The following is a 17,373-nucleotide window of genomic DNA, read 5'->3' on the forward strand; positions in this document are numbered from 1 at the left end:
GAGGAACGCCATTCCAAACCCAGGCGACCTCTCGGCCGCTGCCGGAGTTTTTCAGCGCAATCGGCTCAGCGCGGACGCCGGGGCGGCACGTTGCCGCCGCGACCGGGCTTCGGAGCACCGCGCTTGGCCCCGCCAGCGGGCCTCGCCCCCTTGCCCTTCGGCGCGCCAGGACGCTCGACCCGCTTCGAGGGGTCGGAGGCATCGGGCCGGCGCCGCTCGGCCGGAGCCGCATCGCCCGCTGCAGGACGCTTGTCCTTCGGCCAGTCCCTCGAGGCGCCTTTCGGGCCGGTTTTCGGACCGGTTTTCGGGCCGCGCGCGGGTCCGTCCTTCCAGCCGTCTTTCCGTCCGTCCTTGCGGCTGTCCTTGCGATTATCCTTGCGCTCGTCCTTGCGGGCATCCTTCCAGCCATCCTTCCGACCCTCTTTCGCACGCGGGCCGCTGGCCTCGCTGCGTGGGGCGGAACGTTCGGCGTCATGGCGCGGCTTGCGCGGCCGCTCGACCGGTGCGGCATCGGCTTCGCGCCGGGGCGCCTTGGGCTTCGGCGCATCCGCTTTGGCGGAACGGTCCTCGCGCCGCTCTGGGCGGGGCGTCGGCCGGGCCTCGAAATCGGGTTTGACCCGGGGCGCCCCGGCAGCCTCGGGGCGGGGCGCCGAAGCTTCGGGCACGGCTGATTCGGCAGGCTGCGGGCGCGGCGCGCGCTCGGACCGGACTTCCGGCCGGGGCCGCTCGGAACGCGGACGGTCAGATTTCGGGCGGTCGGATTTCGGACGATCCGATTTCGGGCGGGACCCGCGGGTATCCTCGACCGGGCCGTCGAAGCGTTTGGCGGTGACATCGTCCTCGAGCAGCCCGTCCGGACCGATCCGCGCGACAAAACCCGGCACCGCGGCCTCGGCGATCTCGACCAGCGAGGTCCTTGCCTGGAGCTGAATGCGGCCGATCTGCGACCGTTCGAGATTTCCGGCCCGGCAGACCAGCGGCAACAGCCAGCGCGGCTCGGCCCGGCGGTCGCGCCCGACCGACAGCTCGAACCAGACCGAGGGCCCGAAAGGCGGACGCTCGGGGCGCGCACCGGGCGCGGCGGGGGCGTTCAGCTCCTCGGGCGCGGAAAGCCCGGCGCGGTAGAGCCTCAGGCAGGCGGCCGCGATCGTCTCGGGGCTGCGCTCGGCCAGAAGACGGACGGCAAAGGCAGCCTCGGCCTCGGTCGGTTCGGCCTCCCAGATCGGATCGGCCAGCAGACGGGTCTCGTCGAGCGCGAGGATTTCCTCGGGCGTCGGCGCCAGGATCCATTCGGCCTCGATCTTGGCCCATTTCAACAGCCGCCCCGCCTTCTTGGCCAGCTTGTCGGGCACGATCAGCGCCGAGATCCCCTTGCGCCCGGCCCGGCCGGTGCGGCCCGAACGGTGCAGCAGCGCCTCGGTATTGCTGGGCAGATCGGCATGGATCACCAGATCGAGATTGGGCAGGTCGATGCCGCGCGCGGCCACATCGGTCGCCACGCAGACCCGCGCCCGGCCGTCGCGCATCGCCTGGAGCGCATGGCTGCGCTCGTCCTGGCTGAGCTCGCCCGAGAGGCTCACCGCCGACAGGCCCCGGTTGGCAAAGCGCGCCGCCAGACGGCTGACTGCGGCCCGGGTATTGGCAAAGACGATGGCGGTGGGCGCATCGTGGAAGCGCAACAGGTTGATGATGGCATGTTCGGCATCGGCCGCCGTCACCTGCACCGCCTTGTAGGCGATATCGGCATGCTGGCTGCCCCGCGACAGCGTCGTCACCCGGACCGCGTCGCGCTGGTAAAGCTTGGCAAGCTCGGCGATCGCGGGCGGCACCGTCGCCGAGAACAACAGCGTGCGCCTCCCGGCCGGGGCCGCGCCCAGCATGAATTCGAGATCCTCGCGGAAGCCGAGATCGAGCATCTCGTCGGCCTCGTCCAGCACCACCGCACGGATGTCGGACAGATCGAGCGCGCCGCGGGTGATATGGTCGCGCAGCCGCCCGGGCGTGCCGACGACGATATGCGCGCCCCGGTCGAGCGCCCGGCGCTCGTCGCGGGCATCCATGCCGCCCACGCAGGACACGACCTTCCCTCCCGCCCGGGCATAAAGCCAGATCAGTTCTCGCTGGACCTGCAGGGCCAGTTCGCGGGTCGGCGCGATGACAAGGGCCAGCGGTGCCGCGGGCGGCCCCATCCGGTCCTCCTCGCCCATCAGCGTCGGCGCGATGGCAAGGCCGAAGCCCACCGTCTTGCCCGAGCCGGTCTGGGCCGAGACCAGGAGATCGGCCCCGGCAAGCTCGGGGGCGGTGACGGCCTTCTGCACGTCGGTCAGCGTGTCGAACCCGCGTTCGGCGAGGGCTTCGGAAAGAGACGGGATCATGTGGGGACCATCCGTGGGGCAGGCGCACCGGCATGGCGGGCCAAAGATTGCATCGCTAGGGTATCGCGCCCGGCATGTCTAGGCAATTGATCCTGCAGGCCTATGGGAACGGGGCTTTGCAAACGGGCCTCTGACGGGTCTTTGAGGGCGGGCATATGTAGGCGGGCCGCGAGGCGCTGCGCTTTCCCGTCGCGGCATTGCAGGCCATATCCTGCCCCGCTGCGCGGATCTGGATCTGGCTTTCGGACGGGCCTGTGGCTATAGCCGAGACATGACAGATACCCTGCCCCCCTGCCCCGAATGCGCCTCGAGCTTCACCTATCAGCTCGATGCGCTGCTGAGCTGTCCGGAATGCGGCCATGAATGGGCGCCGGATGCAAATGAACCCTCCGCGGAGGCCGGGTCCGGCATCCGCGATAGCGTCGGCAACCTGCTGCAGGATGGCGATACCGTGACCGTGATCAAGAGCCTCAAGGTCAAGGGCGCCTCGGCGCCGCTCAAGGTCGGCACCAAGGTGCGTGGCATCCGTCTGGTCGCGGGCGATCACGATATCGACTGCACCATCCCGGGCTTCGGCAAGATGGGCCTCAAATCGCAATTCGTGAAGAAGGTGCAGGACTAGCGTCGCCTCCGTCAGCGCGGCGCCTTGCGGGACGGACGTCCAGCCGCAACCGTCCCGGACAGGCGGGCGAAGGACCGGACCGCGCCAGTCGCAGGGCCCCGCCATCCTGCCTGCGCGGCAAACTGCCACTGACATTTGCCATTGAATCCTCCCATATGCGGTCAGAAACTGCAGCAATCAGCCAGTGAGGTGCCCCATGCCGTCTCTACGGAAGCTTCTCGGCCAGGGAGGCCGTATCGCGCTCCTGTTGCTGGTGCTTTATCTTCTTGCGCTGCTCGGGGTCCTGATCGGCCCCTGGTTCAGCATCCTGGCGCTGGTTCTGGTGGCCGTCGCGGCGGCCTGCATCCTTTATATGCGCTATCCCGAGAAGATGAAGCGCTGGCTACCCGCCCTGCCACGCCGCGGCCGCCCTGCCGAACAGCCCACCCCCGGCCCGCAGCCCGGCATGGCGGCTGCGGCCTCGACCGGGGCCGAGATTTCGGACAAGCCGATCCAGCTTCCGGCGCTGCGCGAGCCCGACCCCGCCGATGAACAGACGGAAGGCGCCTCGAAACTCTCGATGCTGGAGACGCTGGGCTGGAAAAGCCCTGCCGCGATGGCGCGCGATTTCGCCCTGCTCGGGCTGGCGGGCCTCGTGATGGTGGCCGTCGGCCGCCTCCTGCCCGAATGGCCGCTGCTGTCCTGGATCGGCGGCGTGCTCGAGATCGTCGGCTTGCTCTGCGTGCTGTTCAGCTCGGGCGTGCTGTATTCCTTCGGACGCGAGTTCTTCTGGCGCGGCCGCGGCTAGGCCGGGCCCTGCGACGCGAGAGAACAGAAAACGGGCGGCCCCGGAGGGCGCCCGTTGCAAAGGAAACCGCCACCCGAGGCCGCGATCAGGTCAGCCGATCCGGCCCCGGCTTTCGCCGATCTGGCCGCGATGCAGCAGCAGATGATCGAGCAGGACGCAGGCCATCATCGCCTCGCCCACCGGCACCGCCCGAATGCCGACACAGGGGTCGTGGCGCCCCTTGGTCACCACCTCGGTCGACTCGCCCGCGACAGTGACGCTCCGCCGGGGTGTCAGGATCGACGAGGTCGGCTTGACCGCGAAACGGACCACCACGTCCTGCCCGGTCGAGATGCCCCCGAGAACGCCGCCGGCATGGTTCGAGGCATAGACCGGCCCGTCAGGGCCCATGGTGATCTCGTCGGCATTCTCGACCCCGCTCAGCGCGGCCACCGCCATGCCATCGCCGATCTCGACGCCCTTCACCGCATTGATGCTCATCATCGCGGCCGCCAGATCGGTGTCGAGCTTGCCATAGATCGGTGCGCCGAGCCCCGCGGGCACGCCCGAGGCCACGACCTCGACCACCGCGCCGACCGAATTGCCGGCCTTGCGCAGCGCGTCGATATAGCCTTCCCATTCCGAGGCCGCCAGCCTGTCGGGCGCCCAGAACGGATTGCGCTCGATCTCGTCGGTGTCGAAGCGGGCGCGGTCGATGGCATGGGGACCGATCTGCACCATGTAGCCGGTGATCTTCAGGTTCGGCACCAGCGCCGCCAGCGCGGCCCGCGCCACGCCGCCCGCCGCGACCCGGGCCGCGGTCTCGCGCGCCGAGGAGCGGCCGCCGCCGCGATAGTCGCGGATACCGTATTTCTGCCAGTAGGTGATGTCGGCATGGCCGGGCCGGAAGCTCCGGGCAATCTCGCCGTAATCCTTCGAGCGCTGGTCGGTATTGCGGATCATGAGCTGGATCGGCGTGCCGGTGCTTTGTCCCTCGAACACGCCCGACAGGATCTCGACGGCATCGGGCTCCTGGCGCTGGGTGGTAAAGCGGCTCTGGCCGGGCCGCCGCCGGTCGAGCCAGTGCTGCAGCATCGCCACATCGACCGCGATGCCGGGCGGACAGCCGTCGACCGTCGCGCCAAGCGCGGGTCCGTGGCTTTCGCCCCAGGTGGTGACGCGGAACAGATGGCCGAAGGTGTTCAGGCTCATGGGGCGATCTCCTTTGGCCCATGGGCATACCCGCCGGAGGTCCGCCTCTCAAGGGGTTTGGCTTGGTGTTTGGCTGGGGGTTTGGCTTGCGAAGCCGGGACCGGGGCGCTAGCGTTGCGCTCACCTCGGGGTGCCCACAGGGGCTGAGATGCGCAACCCGCAAACCCGTTGAACCTGACCCGGTTAGAACCGGCGGAGGGAAGGCCCCTGGACAGATTTCCACCCTTGCCCGTCCGCCCCCATCTTTGGAGGAGGACCATGCGTATCCCATTCATTGCAGCGGCTCTCGCCGCAGCCGCCCTGCCCGCATCCGCGGAAGACCGGCCCGTGCTGACGATCTACACCTATGAAAGCTTCGTGGCCGAATGGGGCCCCGGCCCGATCGTCGAGGCCGCTTTCGAGGCGACATGCGGCTGCGAGCTGAATTTCGTGGCCGCAGGCGATGGCGCGGCGCTCCTGGCCCGGCTCCGGCTCGAAGGCACGCGCAGCCGGGCCGATCTGGTGCTGGGCCTCGACACCAACCTCACCGCAGCCGCCGCCGAAACCGGGCTGTTCGCGCCCCATAGCCAGGACCCCGACCGGCTCGACCTGCCGGTCGCCTGGGACGACCCGCTGTTCCTGCCCTATGACTGGAGCTATTTCGCCTTCGTCTATGACAGGACCCGGCTGGCCGAGCCGCCGACGAGCTTCGAGGCGCTGATCGCCGCGCCAGGGGATCTGAAGATCGTGATCCAGGACCCGCGCAGCTCGACCCCGGGGCTGGGGCTCCTGTTCTGGATCAAGGCCGCCTATGGCGACCGCGCACCCGGGATCTGGGAAGGGCTTGCGCCGCATATCCTGACCGTCACCAAGGGCTGGACAGAATCCTATGGCCTGTTCATCGACGGCGAGGCCGACATGGCGCTGTCCTACACCACCTCGCCCGCCTATCACCTGATCGCCGAAGATGACGATACCAAGGCCGCCGCGCGCTTCGACGAGGGCCATTACCTGCAGATCGAGGTGGCCGGCATCCTGGCCTCGTCCGACCAACCCGAGCTGGCGCGGCAATTCCTCGACTTCATGCTGAGCGAGCCGTTCCAGGCAGCGATCCCCACCACCAACTGGATGTATCCCGCAGCCACGCCTGAAGCCGGGCTGCCGGCGGGCTTCGAGACCCTGATCCAGCCCGATACCGCGCTGCTCTTCCCCCCGGACGAGGCCGCGCGGATCCGGAACGAGGCCCTCGCCGAATGGCGCGACGCGCTCAGCCGCTAGGCACTGCAACCGGGATCGGGATCGGCACCGCCGCACTGGCGCTGACGCTCGCGCTCGGCACCATCCTGGCCGTGGCCTGGCGCGCCGAGCCGGGCGGGGCCGGGCTTGGCGCCGCCGATCTGGCGGCGGTGCGCTTCACGCTTCTCCAGGCGCTCGCCTCGGCCGCGCTCAGCAGTCTGCTGGCGGTACCGGTGGCCCGGGCGCTGGCCCGGCGCCGCTTTCCGGGCCGGGGCGTGCTGATCACCCTTCTGGGCGCGCCCTTCATCCTGCCGGTCATCGTCGCGGTGATGGGACTTCTGGCCGTCTTCGGCCGCAGCGGCCTTCTGTCGACCGCGCTCGCGCCGCTCGGACTGGGCCCCGTCGACATCTACGGACCCGGGGGCGTCGTGCTGGCTCATGTCTTCTTCAACCTGCCGCTTGCCACGCGGCTGGTCCTGCAGGGCTGGCTCGCGATCCCGGCCGAACGGTTCCGGCTGGCGGCCGCCCTCGGCTTCGGCCCCGCCGACCGCTTTCGTCATCTCGAGCGTCCGATGCTGCGCGAAGTCCTGCCCGGCACATTCCTCGTCGTCTTCCTGATCTGCCTGACCAGCTTCGCGGTCGCCCTGACGCTGGGCGGCGGCCCCCGCGCAACCACGGTCGAGCTGGCGATCTATCAGGCCTTCCGCTTCGAATTCGACCTGGGCCGTGCCGCCTGGCTGGCGCTGATCCAGGTCGGGATCTCGGTCGCGGCCGCACTTGTTGCCTTCGCCATCGCGGTGCCGGGCGCCTTCGGCCCGGGGCTCGACAGACCCGTGCCGCAGATCGGGCCGGACGGACGCTGGCTGCGGCTGCAGGACATGGCCTGCCTCGCGCTGGCCGCGCTGTTCCTGATCCTGCCGCTTGCCATGGTGGCGCTGCGCGGCCTGCCGGGCCTGCCCGGCCTGCCCGCCTCTGTCTATGCCGCGGCACTGCGCTCGCTGGCCGTGGCGCTCGGCTCGGCCGCGCTGACACTGGCGCTGGCGCTGCCGATGGCCATCGCCATCGACCGGCTCGGCGGTCTCACCGGCCGGACGATCCAGGCGGCGGGAACGCTCACCATCGCCGCCTCGCCTCTGGTGATGGGAACCGGGCTGTTCATCCTGCTCTTCCCGCTGGCCGATCCGAGGCTTCTGGCACTGCCGGTCACCGCGACCGTCAATGCCGCGATGAGCCTGCCCTTCGCGCTGCGTGCGCTGGTGCCGGCCGTGGCCGAGGCCGAACGCGGCCATGGCCGCCTCGCCGACAGCCTCGGCATGACCGGGCGCGCGCGGCTCCGGCTGATGCTGCTGCCGCGCCTCCGTCGGCCCATCGGCTTCACGCTCGGACTGGCGGCGGCGCTGTCGATGGGCGATCTGGGGGTGATCGCGCTGTTTTCAGACCCGGGCCATGCCACCCTGCCCTTGCAGCTTTACGGGCTGATGACGGCCTACCGGATGGAGAGCGCCGCCGCCGCCGCCCTTTTGCTGCTGGCGCTCAGCCTCGGGCTGTTCTGGATCTTCGACCGCGGAGGACGCGCCCGTGCTGAGCCTTGAAGACCTCTCGATCCGGCAGGGCAGCTTCGCCCTCGCGGCAGAGCTGACCATAGCGCCGGGCCGGATCGTGGCCCTGCTCGGGCCCTCGGGCGCAGGCAAGTCGACACTGCTCGACACCATCGCGGGCTTTCTCGCGCCCGACCGCGGCCGGGTGCTCTGGCAAGGCAGCGATCTCGGCCCGCTCGGCCCCGGCGACAGACCGCTTTCGGTGCTGTTTCAGGACAACAACCTCTTTCCGCACCTGACCGCGGCCCAGAATGTCGGGCTCGGCCTCCGGCCCGATCTGCGCCTTGGCCCGGCCCAGAACCGCGCGGTCGAGGCCGCGCTCGACCGGGTCGGGCTCGGCGGGCTCGGCGCCCGGAAACCGGCCGCGCTCTCGGGCGGGCAACGCGGACGGGTGGCGCTGGCGCGGATGCTGCTGCGCGGCCGGCCCCTGATGCTGCTCGACGAACCCTTCGCTGCGCTCGGCCCGGCGCTCAAGGCCGGGATGCTCGATCTGGTGGCCGAGCTTGCCCGCGAGACCGGGGCCACCCTGCTGTTCGTGACGCATGACCCGGCCGATGCCCGCGCCATCGCCGACGAGACAGTCCTGGTGGCCGAGGGCCGGGCCCATCCGCCCCGGCCGACAGGAACGCTTCTGGCCGATCCGCCGCCAGCGCTCCGCGCCTATCTGGGCTGAGCGGCACTCATCTTCTTCTTGGCGAAAATACCCCCGCCCCGGCCGGATGCGGGCGGCTCCGCCGGGCCGGGGCGCAAACGAAAAACGCGCCCCGAAGGGCGCGTTTCCGTCAACCGGAGATCCGGCGATCAGACGCGTTTCTTGGGCTTGTAGGGGGCCCAGAGACGCTTGTTGGTGAGGTAGAGCAGAACCGTCAGCACGCCCAGGAACAGGACAGAGATCACGCCCGCTTCCTTCCGCGCCATCAGCTTGGGCTCGGCGGTCCACATCAGGAAGGCCGCGATGTCCTTGGCTTCCTGTTCCATGGTCGCCTCGGTGCCGTCCGCATACTCGACATCGTCGCCGAACAGCTGCGGCGGCATCGCGCTCCAGCCGGTCGAGAAGACCGGGTTCTGGTAGTAGAGCGTGCCGGCCTCTTCCTTGGTCTCGTCCGTGAAGGCGAGCAGGTAGGAGGTGATGTATTCCGGTCCGCCCATGCCCTTGAAGAACTGCGAGATCCCGGTGCCGAGAGGCCCGTGGAAGCCGGCCCGGCCCTTCGCCATCAGGCTGAGATCGGGCGCACCCGGATAGGTGCCCTCGGGGAAGTGATCCGTGGGCTTGGCCGGACGGTAATCGTCAAGCTCGGGATCGAAGACCTCGAAGGTCTCGGCATAGGCCCGCATCGCCTCGTCGCTGAGAGACGGCCCGCCCGGCTCGGAGAGCGAGCGCAGGGGCACGAATTTCAGCCCGTGGCAGACCGAGCAGATCTGGGTGTAGATCTGCAGGCCGCGTTGCAGCTGGGCCTGGTCGTATTTGCCAAGCGGCCCCTCGAACGAGAACTTGTAGTCCTTCACGTGGCCGCCTTCGGCTGCCCAGGCGCCACCCGCCCCCAGCGTCAGGGCGGTCAGGGCAGTGATCGTCAGTTTCTTGAACATCTTATCCGATCCCTTCTCTCACTCGGCCGGGGTGGCTTTGCCGGCCGCGGCGCCGTCGCCATAATGGGCGTTGAAGTCTTCCTCGATGGTTTCCGGCAGTGCCTCCGGCTTCTCGATGACGCCCAGAACCGGCAGGATCACCAGGAAATAGGCGAACCAGTAGGCAGCCCCCAGCAGAGAGATATTGGCATAGACCGCCTCGGCCGGCATGCCGCCCGCCCAGGTCAGCACCACGAAGTCGGCCACGAACAGCCAGAAGGCGATGCGGAACTGCGGACGGAAGCGGCCCGAACGCACATTCGAGGTGTCAAGCCAGGGCACCAGCGCCATGACCAGGATCGAGCCGAACATCGCCAGCACGCCGAAGAACTTGGCATTGACGACACCGAAGGTCAGCCAATCGGCGATCATCACCACCCAGACATCGGCGGTGAAGGCCCGCAGGATCGCGTAGAAGGGCAGGAAGTACCATTCCGGCACGATATGCGTCGGCGTCTGCAGCGGGTTCGCCTCGATGTAGTTGTCGGGGTGACCCAGGTAGTTCGGCATGAAGCCGACGATGGCGAAGAAGACCAGCAGGACGACGCCCAGCGCGAACAGGTCCTTCATCACGAAATAGGGCCAGAAGGGCAGCGTGTCCTTGTCGGCCTCTTCCTTCGAGCCGCGGCGGACCTCAACACCCGTGGGGTTCGAGTTGCCGGTGGTGTGGAACGCCCAGACGTGGACGATCGACAGCCCGAGGATCACGAAGGGGATCAGGTAGTGCAGCGAGAAGAACCGGTTCAGCGTGGCATTGCCCACGGCCGGCCCGCCCAGCAGCCATTGCTGGATGTCGTGGCCGATCCACGGGATGGCGCCGAACAGACCGGTGATCACGGTCGCGCCCCAGAAGGACATCTGACCCCAGGGCAGCACATAGCCCATGAACGCGGTCGCCATCATCGCCAGATAGATCAGGATGCCGATGATCCAGGTCACCTCGCGGGGCGACTTGTACGAGCCGTAATAAAGGCCGCGGAAGATGTGCAGATAGACCGCGACGAAGAACAGCGACGCGCCGTTCGAGTGCAGGTAGCGCAGGAAATGGCCACCATTCACGTTGCGCATGATATGTTCGACCGACGCGAAGGCGATGTCGACATGCGGCGCGTAATGCATCGCCAGAACGATCCCGGTGACGATCTGAAGCACCAGGGTGAAGAACAGCACCACGCCCCAGATCCACATCCAGTTGAGGTTCTTGGGGGTGGGAATCATCAGGGTATCGTAGAGCAGGCCGATGACCGGCAGGCGCCGCTCCAGCCATTTCTCGGGGGCCGACCCCGGCTCGTAGTGGTCGTGAGGAATGCGGGACATTCAGGGGGCTCCCTTAACCGAGTTGGATGGTCGTCTCGTCCAGGAAGGACGCAACCGGGATGTACATGTTCTCGGGCGCGGGGCCCTTGCGGATCCGGCCCGCGGAATCGTAATGCGAGCCGTGGCAGGGGCAGAACCACCCGCCGAAATCACCGGACTGGTTGCCGATCGGAACGCAGCCGAGATGGGTGCAGACGCCGATCATCACCAGCCACTTGCCCTCTTCGTCCATCGTCCGGTTCGCGTCCGTGGCCTCACCCGGCTTGTTCGGGTTGCGCGAATTGTTGTCGCGCAGGTCGGACAGCGGAATCGAGCGCGCCAGTTCGATATCTTCGGGAGTGCGCAGGCGGATGAACACCGGCTTGCCGAGAAACTTGACAGTAATCTGCTGGCCTTCGGACACCGACGAGACATCGACCCGGATCGAGCTCAGCGCCTGCACGTCGGCAGAAGGGTTCATCTGATTGACGAGCGGCCATATCGCGGCCCCCGCGGTCACGGCACCGGCGCCCGCCGTGGCATAGTAAAGGAAGTCTCGGCGGGTGCCGTCATGATCTTCTGCGTGCGACACGAGAATATCTCCTTTCCAGGACCGGGTCGGTCGCCCCGGTCGATTCGAAAAACAGGCCAAGGGAATCCTGGGCCGTTTACCAGACTTACCTAGCCCCGGCAGGAAAATTGCGTCCAGCGGACATAGCCGCGCAGCGACGGCGGAGGCACAGACGGATTCCGGTCGAGGCCATATACCCCGCACCGGCCAATCCAGCCAGAGGAAATCGGGTTCTTAGACCCATTCTGAGAAGTTCAACCGCATCCGCAGGCACTGTTTCCAGCCCTATTTGCGGTCGTTTCGGCCTCTGTCGGGCGCTGCGGCCTAGACCCGGCGGACACGCAGCCGGCCCAGCGCCGAGGCGTCGATCTCGACACCCGGACCGCTACCGCCCAGACGGAAGGTGCGCCGCATCCGGGCGCCTCCGTTCAGTTGTTCCCGATCGCGGCGGAAGGCCAGACCCTCGCCGAGCTCGTCCATGGCATCCTCGCTGCGCTGATCGCGGCGCAGCCCGTCGCGGCTTTTCGACAGCGCATAGGCGGCAAGGGCCACCGCGCCATAGCGAAGGCCATAGCGCAGCGCGACGGTCGCGATCGGGGCAAGGGGCAAGGGCATCTCGGGCGCACTCCTCGTCTGACGGCATGGATGATAGAGCCCGGGACGATTCCTGTCCATCGCCTTGGAAAACCCCGGTCGGGCTGGCCCGGAGCGGGGCCCGGACCCGTGTGCATGCGCATAGTGCGAATCCCGGACCCCACCGTTGTCGTTCGATATTCGGCATGCTACCCGAAGACGGAACAAAAGGAGAATACATGCGCCGACACAGCTTCGAACATGATGGTCTTGTTTTTTCCTTCCTTGACGCGGGCGGTGACGGGCGGCCGGTGCTGGCGCTTCACGGCCATTGGATGGGCGGCTCGGATTTCACCGGGCTGGCGGCGGATCTCGGCCCGGAATGGCGCCTGATCGCGCTGGATCAACGCGGCTTCGGCGAAACCGACCACAACGCGCCCCACAACATCCCGACTTATATTTCCGACGTGATCGCCCTGCTGGATCATCTGTCCATCGACCGGCCGGTGCCGGTACTGGGCCATTCCTTCGGCGGCATCGTGGCCTATCACCTTGCGGCAGCGCGGCCAGAGCGCGTTTCGGCCCTCATCATCGAAGATATCGGCGTGACGATCGACGACGATTCCAGCGCCCTTGTGGAGAACTGGGGCGGCATATTCCGCTTGCGCGAAGACCTGGAGGACCGGCTGGGCCCGCGTCTTTCCCCCTATCTGCAGAACTCGATCCGGCGGATTGCCGATGGCTGGACGCTCGCGTTCGAGCCCGCCGAGTTTCTGCTGTCGGAACAGGCGACAAATGGCGATCACCGGGATGTCTGGCGGCAAAGCCGCTACCCGGCTCTGGTGGTGTCGGGCAGCGAAAGCCGTATCTGCGATGCCGCAGAGCTGCGGGCCATGGCAGAATGTCGGGCGAACACGAGCTTCATCCAGCTCGGGGCCGGTCATTCCGTGCATATCGATGCGCCAGTGGAATTCGCCCGACATCTGCGGGACTTCCTCGACAGAAGCTGTCCGTGAGAGGACGGCCTTGCCGTGCGAAGGGCATTGCCTGTCAGGGCAGCCAGGGCCCCGGCCGGCGCAGACACTAAAACGTCGCGAAAGGCTCTAATCCACCATGAGGCGCGTGTCGCTCCGCCCGGTGATGGTGGCGATCACGATCTGCCCTTCCTGTCGGTCCGACCCGAAATCGACCTCGGTGAACTGCTCGGTCCGGCCCATGCGCGGGCTCTCCATCAGGATGCGGTGGGCCCGCCCGGTCTGGGCCGCGAGATGCCGCGCAACCTGCGCCTCGCCCGCGGCCCTGAGGCGCGCGGCCCGGTCGCGGATCGCGCTGCCCCCGACCTGAGGCATCCGCGCCGCGGGCGTGCCGGGCCGGGGCGAATAGGGAAAGACATGCAGCCAGGTCAGGTCGCATTCCCCAACCAGCGCGAGCGAATTGGCGAACATCTCCTCGGTCTCGGTCGGGAAGCCCGCGATGATGTCGGCCCCGAAGGTCATGTCCGGCCGCAGGCGCCGGGCCTCCTCGCAGAAGCGGATCGCATCGGCACGCGAATGCCGCCGCTTCATCCGCTTGAGGATCATGTCGTCGCCCGCCTGCAGCGAGAGATGCAGATGCGGCATCAGCCGCTCTTCCTCGGCGATGGCGCGCATCAGGGCATCGTCGGCCTCGATGGAATCGATCGACGAGATCCGAAGGCGCGGCAGTTCGGGCACCAGTTTCAGGATGCGCGCCACCAGATCGCCCAGCCTCGGCGTCGCCGGAAGATCGGCCCCCCAGCTGGTCAGGTCGACCCCGGTCAGCACCACCTCGTTATAGCCCGCGACGACCAGCCGCCGGATCTGCTCGACCAGCACCCCCGCCGGGACCGAGCGCGAATTGCCCCGCCCGAAGGGAATGATGCAGAAGGTGCAGCGGTGGTCGCAGCCGTTCTGGACCTGCACGAAGGCGCGGCTTCGCGAACCGAAGCCGTCGATCAGGTGACCGGCGGTCTCGCGCACCGACATGATGTCATCGACCATGACCTTCTCGGTCTCACCGATGAAATCAGGGCCCTTGGCGATCCCGGCCCAGGTCTCGGGCCGCATCTTCTCGGCATTGCCGATGACCAGATCGACCTCTTCCATCCCGGCAAAGCGCTCGGGCTCGGTCTGGGCGGCGCAGCCGGTGACGACGATCCGCGCCTCCGGGTTTTCACGGCGCAGGCGCCGGATCTCCTGCCGGGCCTTGCGCACCGCCTCGGAGGTGACGGCGCAGGTATTCACGATCAGTGCGTTTTCCAGCCCCGCCTCGGCGGCAAGCTCCTTCATCGCCTCGGTCTCGTAGGCGTTGAGCCGGCAGCCAAGCGTGGTGAAGCGGGGGGCCGCGCCGTCCATCACTCGGCCCCCGCCAGGAACGGGCCGGTGAAGACCCCGTCGAACACATGCGCGGTCGGCCCGGTCATCCAGACCCCGTCCTCGCGCCAGTCGATCTGCAATTCGCCGCCATCGAGCAGGATGGTCACCGAGCGCCCGGTCAGCCCGCGCCGCGCGGCCGCGACCGCAACCGCGCAGGAGGACGAACCCGAGGCCAGCGTCAGCCCTGTGCCACGCTCCCAGACCCGCATCCGGATCCGGTCCGGCCCGGCCAGATGCGCGACCTGCACATTGGTGCGCTCGGGAAACAGCGGGTGATGTTCGTGCTCGGGACCGAAGGCGGCCAGATCGACCGCCTCGGCATCCTCGACGAAGAAGGTGCAATGCGGATTGCCCATCCCGGTCGCCACCGGCGCGCCCGCGATCGGCAGGCGGTCGAGATCGACCTCGCGCGCCAGCGGCACGCCCTGCCAGTCGAGAATCGGCGGCCCCATATTGACCGAGGTCAGCCCACCGCCCGCATCGCGCGCCGAAAGCCGCCCGCGTTCGGTGACAAGCGTCAGCTCGCGCCGTCCGGTCCGGTCGATCAGATGGCGCGCGATACAGCGGGTCGCATTGCCGCAGGTGGCCGACAGCGACCCATCCGCATTGTAGAAGACCAGCCGCGCATCGGCATCCTCAGCAGGCTCGATCACCGCCAGCTGGTCGAATCCGACGCCCCGGTGCCGGTCGGCGATGGCCGCAACAAGGCTGGCGGACAGGGGCGTGCCGCCCTGCCGCCGGTCGATCACGACGAAGTCGTTGCCCAGCCCGTGCATCTTCATGAAGGGCAGGCGTTCGGTGTCATCCATCCGTGCCATGCGGCGGTGCTATACACCCGCCCCGGGACGCTTTCCAGCGTTCTGAAAAAAATCCTCGATTTTGCCCTTGACCGCCCTCGCTGGTTTTTCTAGGTAGCAGGCCTCAAGTGGGCCGTTAGCTCAGTTGGTAGAGCAACTGACTTTTAATCAGTGGGTCACAGGTTCGAATCCTGTACGGCTCACCACTTGTCAAAATTTATCATTTCCCTTCAAGGGGTTGGTGACACTTTTGGCGAACCGCTCGTAAAGGTTCACCACGTTCTGTTCCCCATTCGGTCGCGCGATCAGTTTCTCGAACGCGGCATCGGCCAGCCCCTCGCGGCCAGCCGCTTCGGTATAGAGTTGCACCAGAGCCAGGGTCTTGTGGCCAGTGACAGCGGCGATTTCGTGGGGCGTAGCCCCGGCTTCGGCCAGGCGGCGGGCGCAGGCCTTGCGGAGGCCGTGCGAGGTGCAGACGTCCAGCCCCGCCTCATCGCACCATTTCCGCATCGCGTTCCCGAGCCCTTCGGCCGAGCGTTGCTTACCCGACGCGGTCGCAAGAAACGGTCTGTCTGCGGCCAGTTCCTTAAGGACGCGCCGCAGATCGTCATGCAGGGGAACGCTGATCAGGATGCCGCCGGAACGCTTGGTCTTCTGGCGGCGGTATTCGATTCGGTCGCCTTTGATGTTCCAAGGCCCGAGCTGCACGGCATCCATAGGACAGTTCGGGATGCGTCCTGACCGGCTTGATGTGGTCCACCTCCAGCCGCCCGCCGCAGCCGCAGGACCGGCAGCGGTAGCGGTCGCGTTCCAGGATCTCGGCCCGCAGCGCCTGCCAGCGCTTGGTGCGCGTGACCTTCTTGGAAAAGCGGTGGTGATCGCGGCGAACACTCATAGGAAATGGACCCTCACTTTGGCTTTCGGTTGCGCGCTGATCCGGGCATGCGTTCGACTTGCTGGCGCGAAGGCTTGAAACGGCGGTCCCGCGCCGCATCCGCCATCGTCTTGGCGAAGGCGCGATCCGCCTTGATCCGCCCCAGACGGACCACGCGGGTCATGGCATAGAACAGGAAATCCACGTCCGACGGCCTCATACCGCCACCCCGCGATACCGGGCCGCGATGCGGGACAAATGGGGGGACGTGTGACGCCAGGGCTTTTCCGTCCAGGCCGACCGCATCTGATAGAGCAGCCCGGCCTGATCCATGACAGCTTGTGCGAGGTCGTGGGGGACGTGGGCCATGGTGCCGCCGAAGCCCGCGCGATACTCGATCTCGACATGATCCGGCCGCCGCGCGTGGAAGGCGTTGCCCCAGCAGATCAGCGACCGGACACCGGGCACGAAACCGAAATCGGTGAAGCCGGAGCCGTCCAGGCGAACGGTCGGCCGTTCCCGCACCGGGCCGATGGGCAGCCGCAGAAAGCGGCCCTCCTCGGGCTCGATCACGTTCACGCGGATGGTCTGGTGCAGCAAGCCAGAGCGCAACAGAGCGCCTTCGAACACACGGCTTTGATCCGGACCCGACCTTCGAACACCATGCGAACCCGCAGCATGGCGAGCTACGGGCATGGCCGACATAGCACTCCGGCAGAGAACCGGGGGTCTCGAAAACCCGTGGCAACTGGTCGGCCTCGACGGGACAGTGCCCGACTTCAGCACGCTGTGGCCCCGTCAGAAGCCCCTGCCGAGGCTGCTAGCAGAAGCGATGGCCGCCCGGAGCGTAGCGCGGCTGTGTCACGTCGGCGGTGATCTGGCTCAGGTCGTCGGGGGTCAGCTCGATTTCGGTGTCGATGGCGATGCGCGGCAACGAATGAGCTTGTCGAGCGTCAGATCCGAGACAGCTCGTCTGAGCCGGGCGTTCTCCTGCCCGAGCGCCTTCAACCGCCTGAGCTGATCGCCATGCTCACGCCGCCAGCGGTCGTGGCTCTGCCGGGTGACGCCGATCCGCCGAACCGCGTCCGCTATCTTCGCTCCCCGATCTCGCAAAACATCGACCTGCCGCAGATTCATCAGGATGCCCCCGGGCTTCTCTCGATTGCCGGCCATTGTCGCAGTCCTCCGTGATACGGGACAAATAATCCCGGGGGCTGGACCACTTCAGGGGGGGGGGCAAGACCAACGGAAGCTGACCTCCGGGCGGAGTTCCGAATTCCTCGGCCCGGCCGTCTCCAGGCCAGATGCCAGACATCCCCGGCATGCGTCGCCGGCGAGAGATGTTGTCTGGCAACGGGGCGGGAGGGGCGCCTCTCACCGGCCAGCGGGCCCTTCCGGACCGGGCGCGTCTTCCGGGCCGCGCTCGGGCCGGAGAGATCGGCGAGCAGATCCGAA

The 17,373-nt window shown here is 67.7% G+C and carries 18 protein-coding genes, 1 tRNA gene, 1 pseudogene and 1 riboswitch; of the genes and pseudogenes, 8 read left to right on the forward strand and 12 right to left on the reverse strand.

The genetic code is table 11. The features are described from left to right. Positions 1 to 65 precede the first annotated feature (65 nt). On the reverse strand, positions 66 to 2,375 hold the full coding sequence (locus tag B5V46_RS17560; protein WP_080617787.1) for a DEAD/DEAH box helicase: 2,310 nt from the start codon (positions 2,373 to 2,375) through the stop codon (positions 66 to 68). A 271-nt stretch (positions 2,376 to 2,646) separates the two neighbouring features. Between B5V46_RS17560 and B5V46_RS17565 the strand changes: the two genes are divergently transcribed. Beyond that, entirely contained in the window at positions 2,647 to 2,997 is a 351-nt protein-coding gene (locus tag B5V46_RS17565; RefSeq protein ID WP_080617788.1) for a zinc ribbon domain-containing protein YjdM, read from the forward strand. A gap of 196 nt (positions 2,998 to 3,193) precedes the next feature. After that, positions 3,194 to 3,784 carry a hypothetical protein gene (locus B5V46_RS17570; RefSeq protein WP_155774119.1) on the forward strand — a complete coding sequence of 197 codons (591 nt, stop codon included), beginning with the start codon at positions 3,194 to 3,196 and terminating at the stop codon, positions 3,782 to 3,784. Between the two features lie 90 nt (positions 3,785 to 3,874). On the opposite strand, the gene aroC is transcribed toward B5V46_RS17570, so the two are convergent. Then, positions 3,875 to 4,975 (reverse strand): chorismate synthase, encoded by a 1,101-nt coding sequence (aroC, locus tag B5V46_RS17575; protein ID WP_080617790.1) that lies wholly within the window; start codon positions 4,973 to 4,975, stop codon positions 3,875 to 3,877. 116 nt (positions 4,976 to 5,091) lie between these two features. Next, positions 5,092 to 5,193: riboswitch (TPP riboswitch) on the forward strand. Positions 5,194 to 5,233: 40 nt separating this feature from the next. Between aroC and thiB the strand changes: the two genes are divergently transcribed. From thiB to B5V46_RS17590, 3 genes are read left to right on the forward strand one after another with little or no spacing between them, the layout of a single operon-like run. Beyond that, positions 5,234 to 6,232 carry a thiamine ABC transporter substrate binding subunit gene (gene thiB / locus B5V46_RS17580; protein WP_080617791.1) on the forward strand — a complete coding sequence of 333 codons (999 nt, stop codon included), beginning with the start codon at positions 5,234 to 5,236 and terminating at the stop codon, positions 6,230 to 6,232. After that, entirely contained in the window at positions 6,208 to 7,782 is a 1,575-nt protein-coding gene (locus B5V46_RS17585) for an ABC transporter permease subunit (protein ID WP_080617792.1), read from the forward strand. Before thiB ends, B5V46_RS17585 begins: the two co-directional genes overlap by 25 nt. Beyond that, positions 7,769 to 8,461: an ATP-binding cassette domain-containing protein gene (locus B5V46_RS17590; RefSeq protein ID WP_080617793.1), complete on the forward strand. Its 693-nt coding sequence runs from the start codon at positions 7,769 to 7,771 to the stop codon at positions 8,459 to 8,461. Before B5V46_RS17585 ends, B5V46_RS17590 begins: the two co-directional genes overlap by 14 nt. A gap of 128 nt (positions 8,462 to 8,589) precedes the next feature. Here B5V46_RS17590 and B5V46_RS17595 read toward each other — a convergent pair whose 3' ends face one another. From B5V46_RS17595 to B5V46_RS17610, 4 genes are all read right to left on the reverse strand, one after another. Next, the gene (locus B5V46_RS17595) at positions 8,590 to 9,375 is read right to left on the reverse strand and encodes a cytochrome c1 (protein ID WP_080617794.1); all 786 of its coding nucleotides are present in this window, start codon (positions 9,373 to 9,375) and stop codon (positions 8,590 to 8,592) included. An 18-nt stretch (positions 9,376 to 9,393) separates the two neighbouring features. Then, positions 9,394 to 10,731, reverse strand: coding sequence for a cytochrome b N-terminal domain-containing protein (locus B5V46_RS17600; RefSeq protein ID WP_080617795.1), 1,338 nt, complete (start codon positions 10,729 to 10,731; stop codon positions 9,394 to 9,396). A 13-nt stretch (positions 10,732 to 10,744) separates the two neighbouring features. Then, complete coding sequence (gene petA / locus B5V46_RS17605) at positions 10,745 to 11,302, reverse strand: ubiquinol-cytochrome c reductase iron-sulfur subunit (protein ID WP_080617796.1); 558 nt, start codon at positions 11,300 to 11,302, stop codon at positions 10,745 to 10,747. 303 nt (positions 11,303 to 11,605) lie between these two features. Next, positions 11,606 to 11,896, reverse strand: coding sequence for a hypothetical protein (locus tag B5V46_RS17610; RefSeq protein WP_080617797.1), 291 nt, complete (start codon positions 11,894 to 11,896; stop codon positions 11,606 to 11,608). 164 nt (positions 11,897 to 12,060) lie between these two features. On the opposite strand from B5V46_RS17610, the gene B5V46_RS17615 reads away from it, so the two are divergent. Next, on the forward strand, positions 12,061 to 12,870 hold the full coding sequence (locus B5V46_RS17615) for an alpha/beta fold hydrolase (RefSeq protein ID WP_231119171.1): 810 nt from the start codon (positions 12,061 to 12,063) through the stop codon (positions 12,868 to 12,870). Positions 12,871 to 12,957: 87 nt separating this feature from the next. Here the strand turns inward: B5V46_RS17615 and mtaB are convergent, their stop codons facing one another. After that, the gene (gene mtaB / locus B5V46_RS17620) at positions 12,958 to 14,226 is read right to left on the reverse strand and encodes a tRNA (N(6)-L-threonylcarbamoyladenosine(37)-C(2))-methylthiotransferase MtaB (RefSeq protein WP_080617799.1); all 1,269 of its coding nucleotides are present in this window, start codon (positions 14,224 to 14,226) and stop codon (positions 12,958 to 12,960) included. After that, complete coding sequence (dapF, locus tag B5V46_RS17625) at positions 14,226 to 15,065, reverse strand: diaminopimelate epimerase (protein WP_155774120.1); 840 nt, start codon at positions 15,063 to 15,065, stop codon at positions 14,226 to 14,228. Before dapF ends, mtaB begins: the two co-directional genes overlap by 1 nt. 109 nt (positions 15,066 to 15,174) lie before the next feature. Here dapF and B5V46_RS17630 point away from each other — a divergent pair. Continuing rightward, positions 15,175 to 15,250: transfer RNA gene (locus B5V46_RS17630), tRNA-Lys, on the forward strand. Positions 15,251 to 15,254: 4 nt separating this feature from the next. On the opposite strand, the gene B5V46_RS17635 is transcribed toward B5V46_RS17630, so the two are convergent. The 3 genes from B5V46_RS17635 to B5V46_RS17645 form a co-directional block, all read right to left on the reverse strand. Beyond that, positions 15,255 to 15,761, reverse strand: a complete 507-nt coding sequence (locus tag B5V46_RS17635; RefSeq protein WP_080617800.1) for a tyrosine-type recombinase/integrase — start codon at positions 15,759 to 15,761, stop codon at positions 15,255 to 15,257. Positions 15,762 to 15,952: 191 nt separating this feature from the next. Beyond that, a complete protein-coding gene (locus tag B5V46_RS20030; protein WP_155774121.1) occupies positions 15,953 to 16,123 on the reverse strand; it encodes a hypothetical protein in 171 nt (56 codons plus the stop codon). 11 nt (positions 16,124 to 16,134) lie between these two features. Beyond that, positions 16,135 to 16,518 carry a hypothetical protein gene (locus B5V46_RS17645; RefSeq protein WP_155774122.1) on the reverse strand — a complete coding sequence of 128 codons (384 nt, stop codon included), beginning with the start codon at positions 16,516 to 16,518 and terminating at the stop codon, positions 16,135 to 16,137. Between the two features lie 103 nt (positions 16,519 to 16,621). Between B5V46_RS17645 and B5V46_RS20600 the strand changes: the two are divergent. Continuing rightward, positions 16,622 to 16,729, forward strand: a pseudogene (locus tag B5V46_RS20600) (IS5/IS1182 family transposase); the annotation flags it as partial. 86 nt (positions 16,730 to 16,815) lie between these two features. Here B5V46_RS20600 and B5V46_RS17650 read toward each other — a convergent pair. Next, the gene (locus B5V46_RS17650) at positions 16,816 to 17,091 is read right to left on the reverse strand and encodes a hypothetical protein (protein ID WP_155774123.1); all 276 of its coding nucleotides are present in this window, start codon (positions 17,089 to 17,091) and stop codon (positions 16,816 to 16,818) included. Between the last annotated feature and the right edge of the window lie 282 nt (positions 17,092 to 17,373).

The sequence above is a fragment of the Rhodovulum sp. MB263 genome (genome assembly GCF_002073975.1).
Classification (GTDB): Bacteria; Pseudomonadota; Alphaproteobacteria; order Rhodobacterales; family Rhodobacteraceae; genus Rhodovulum.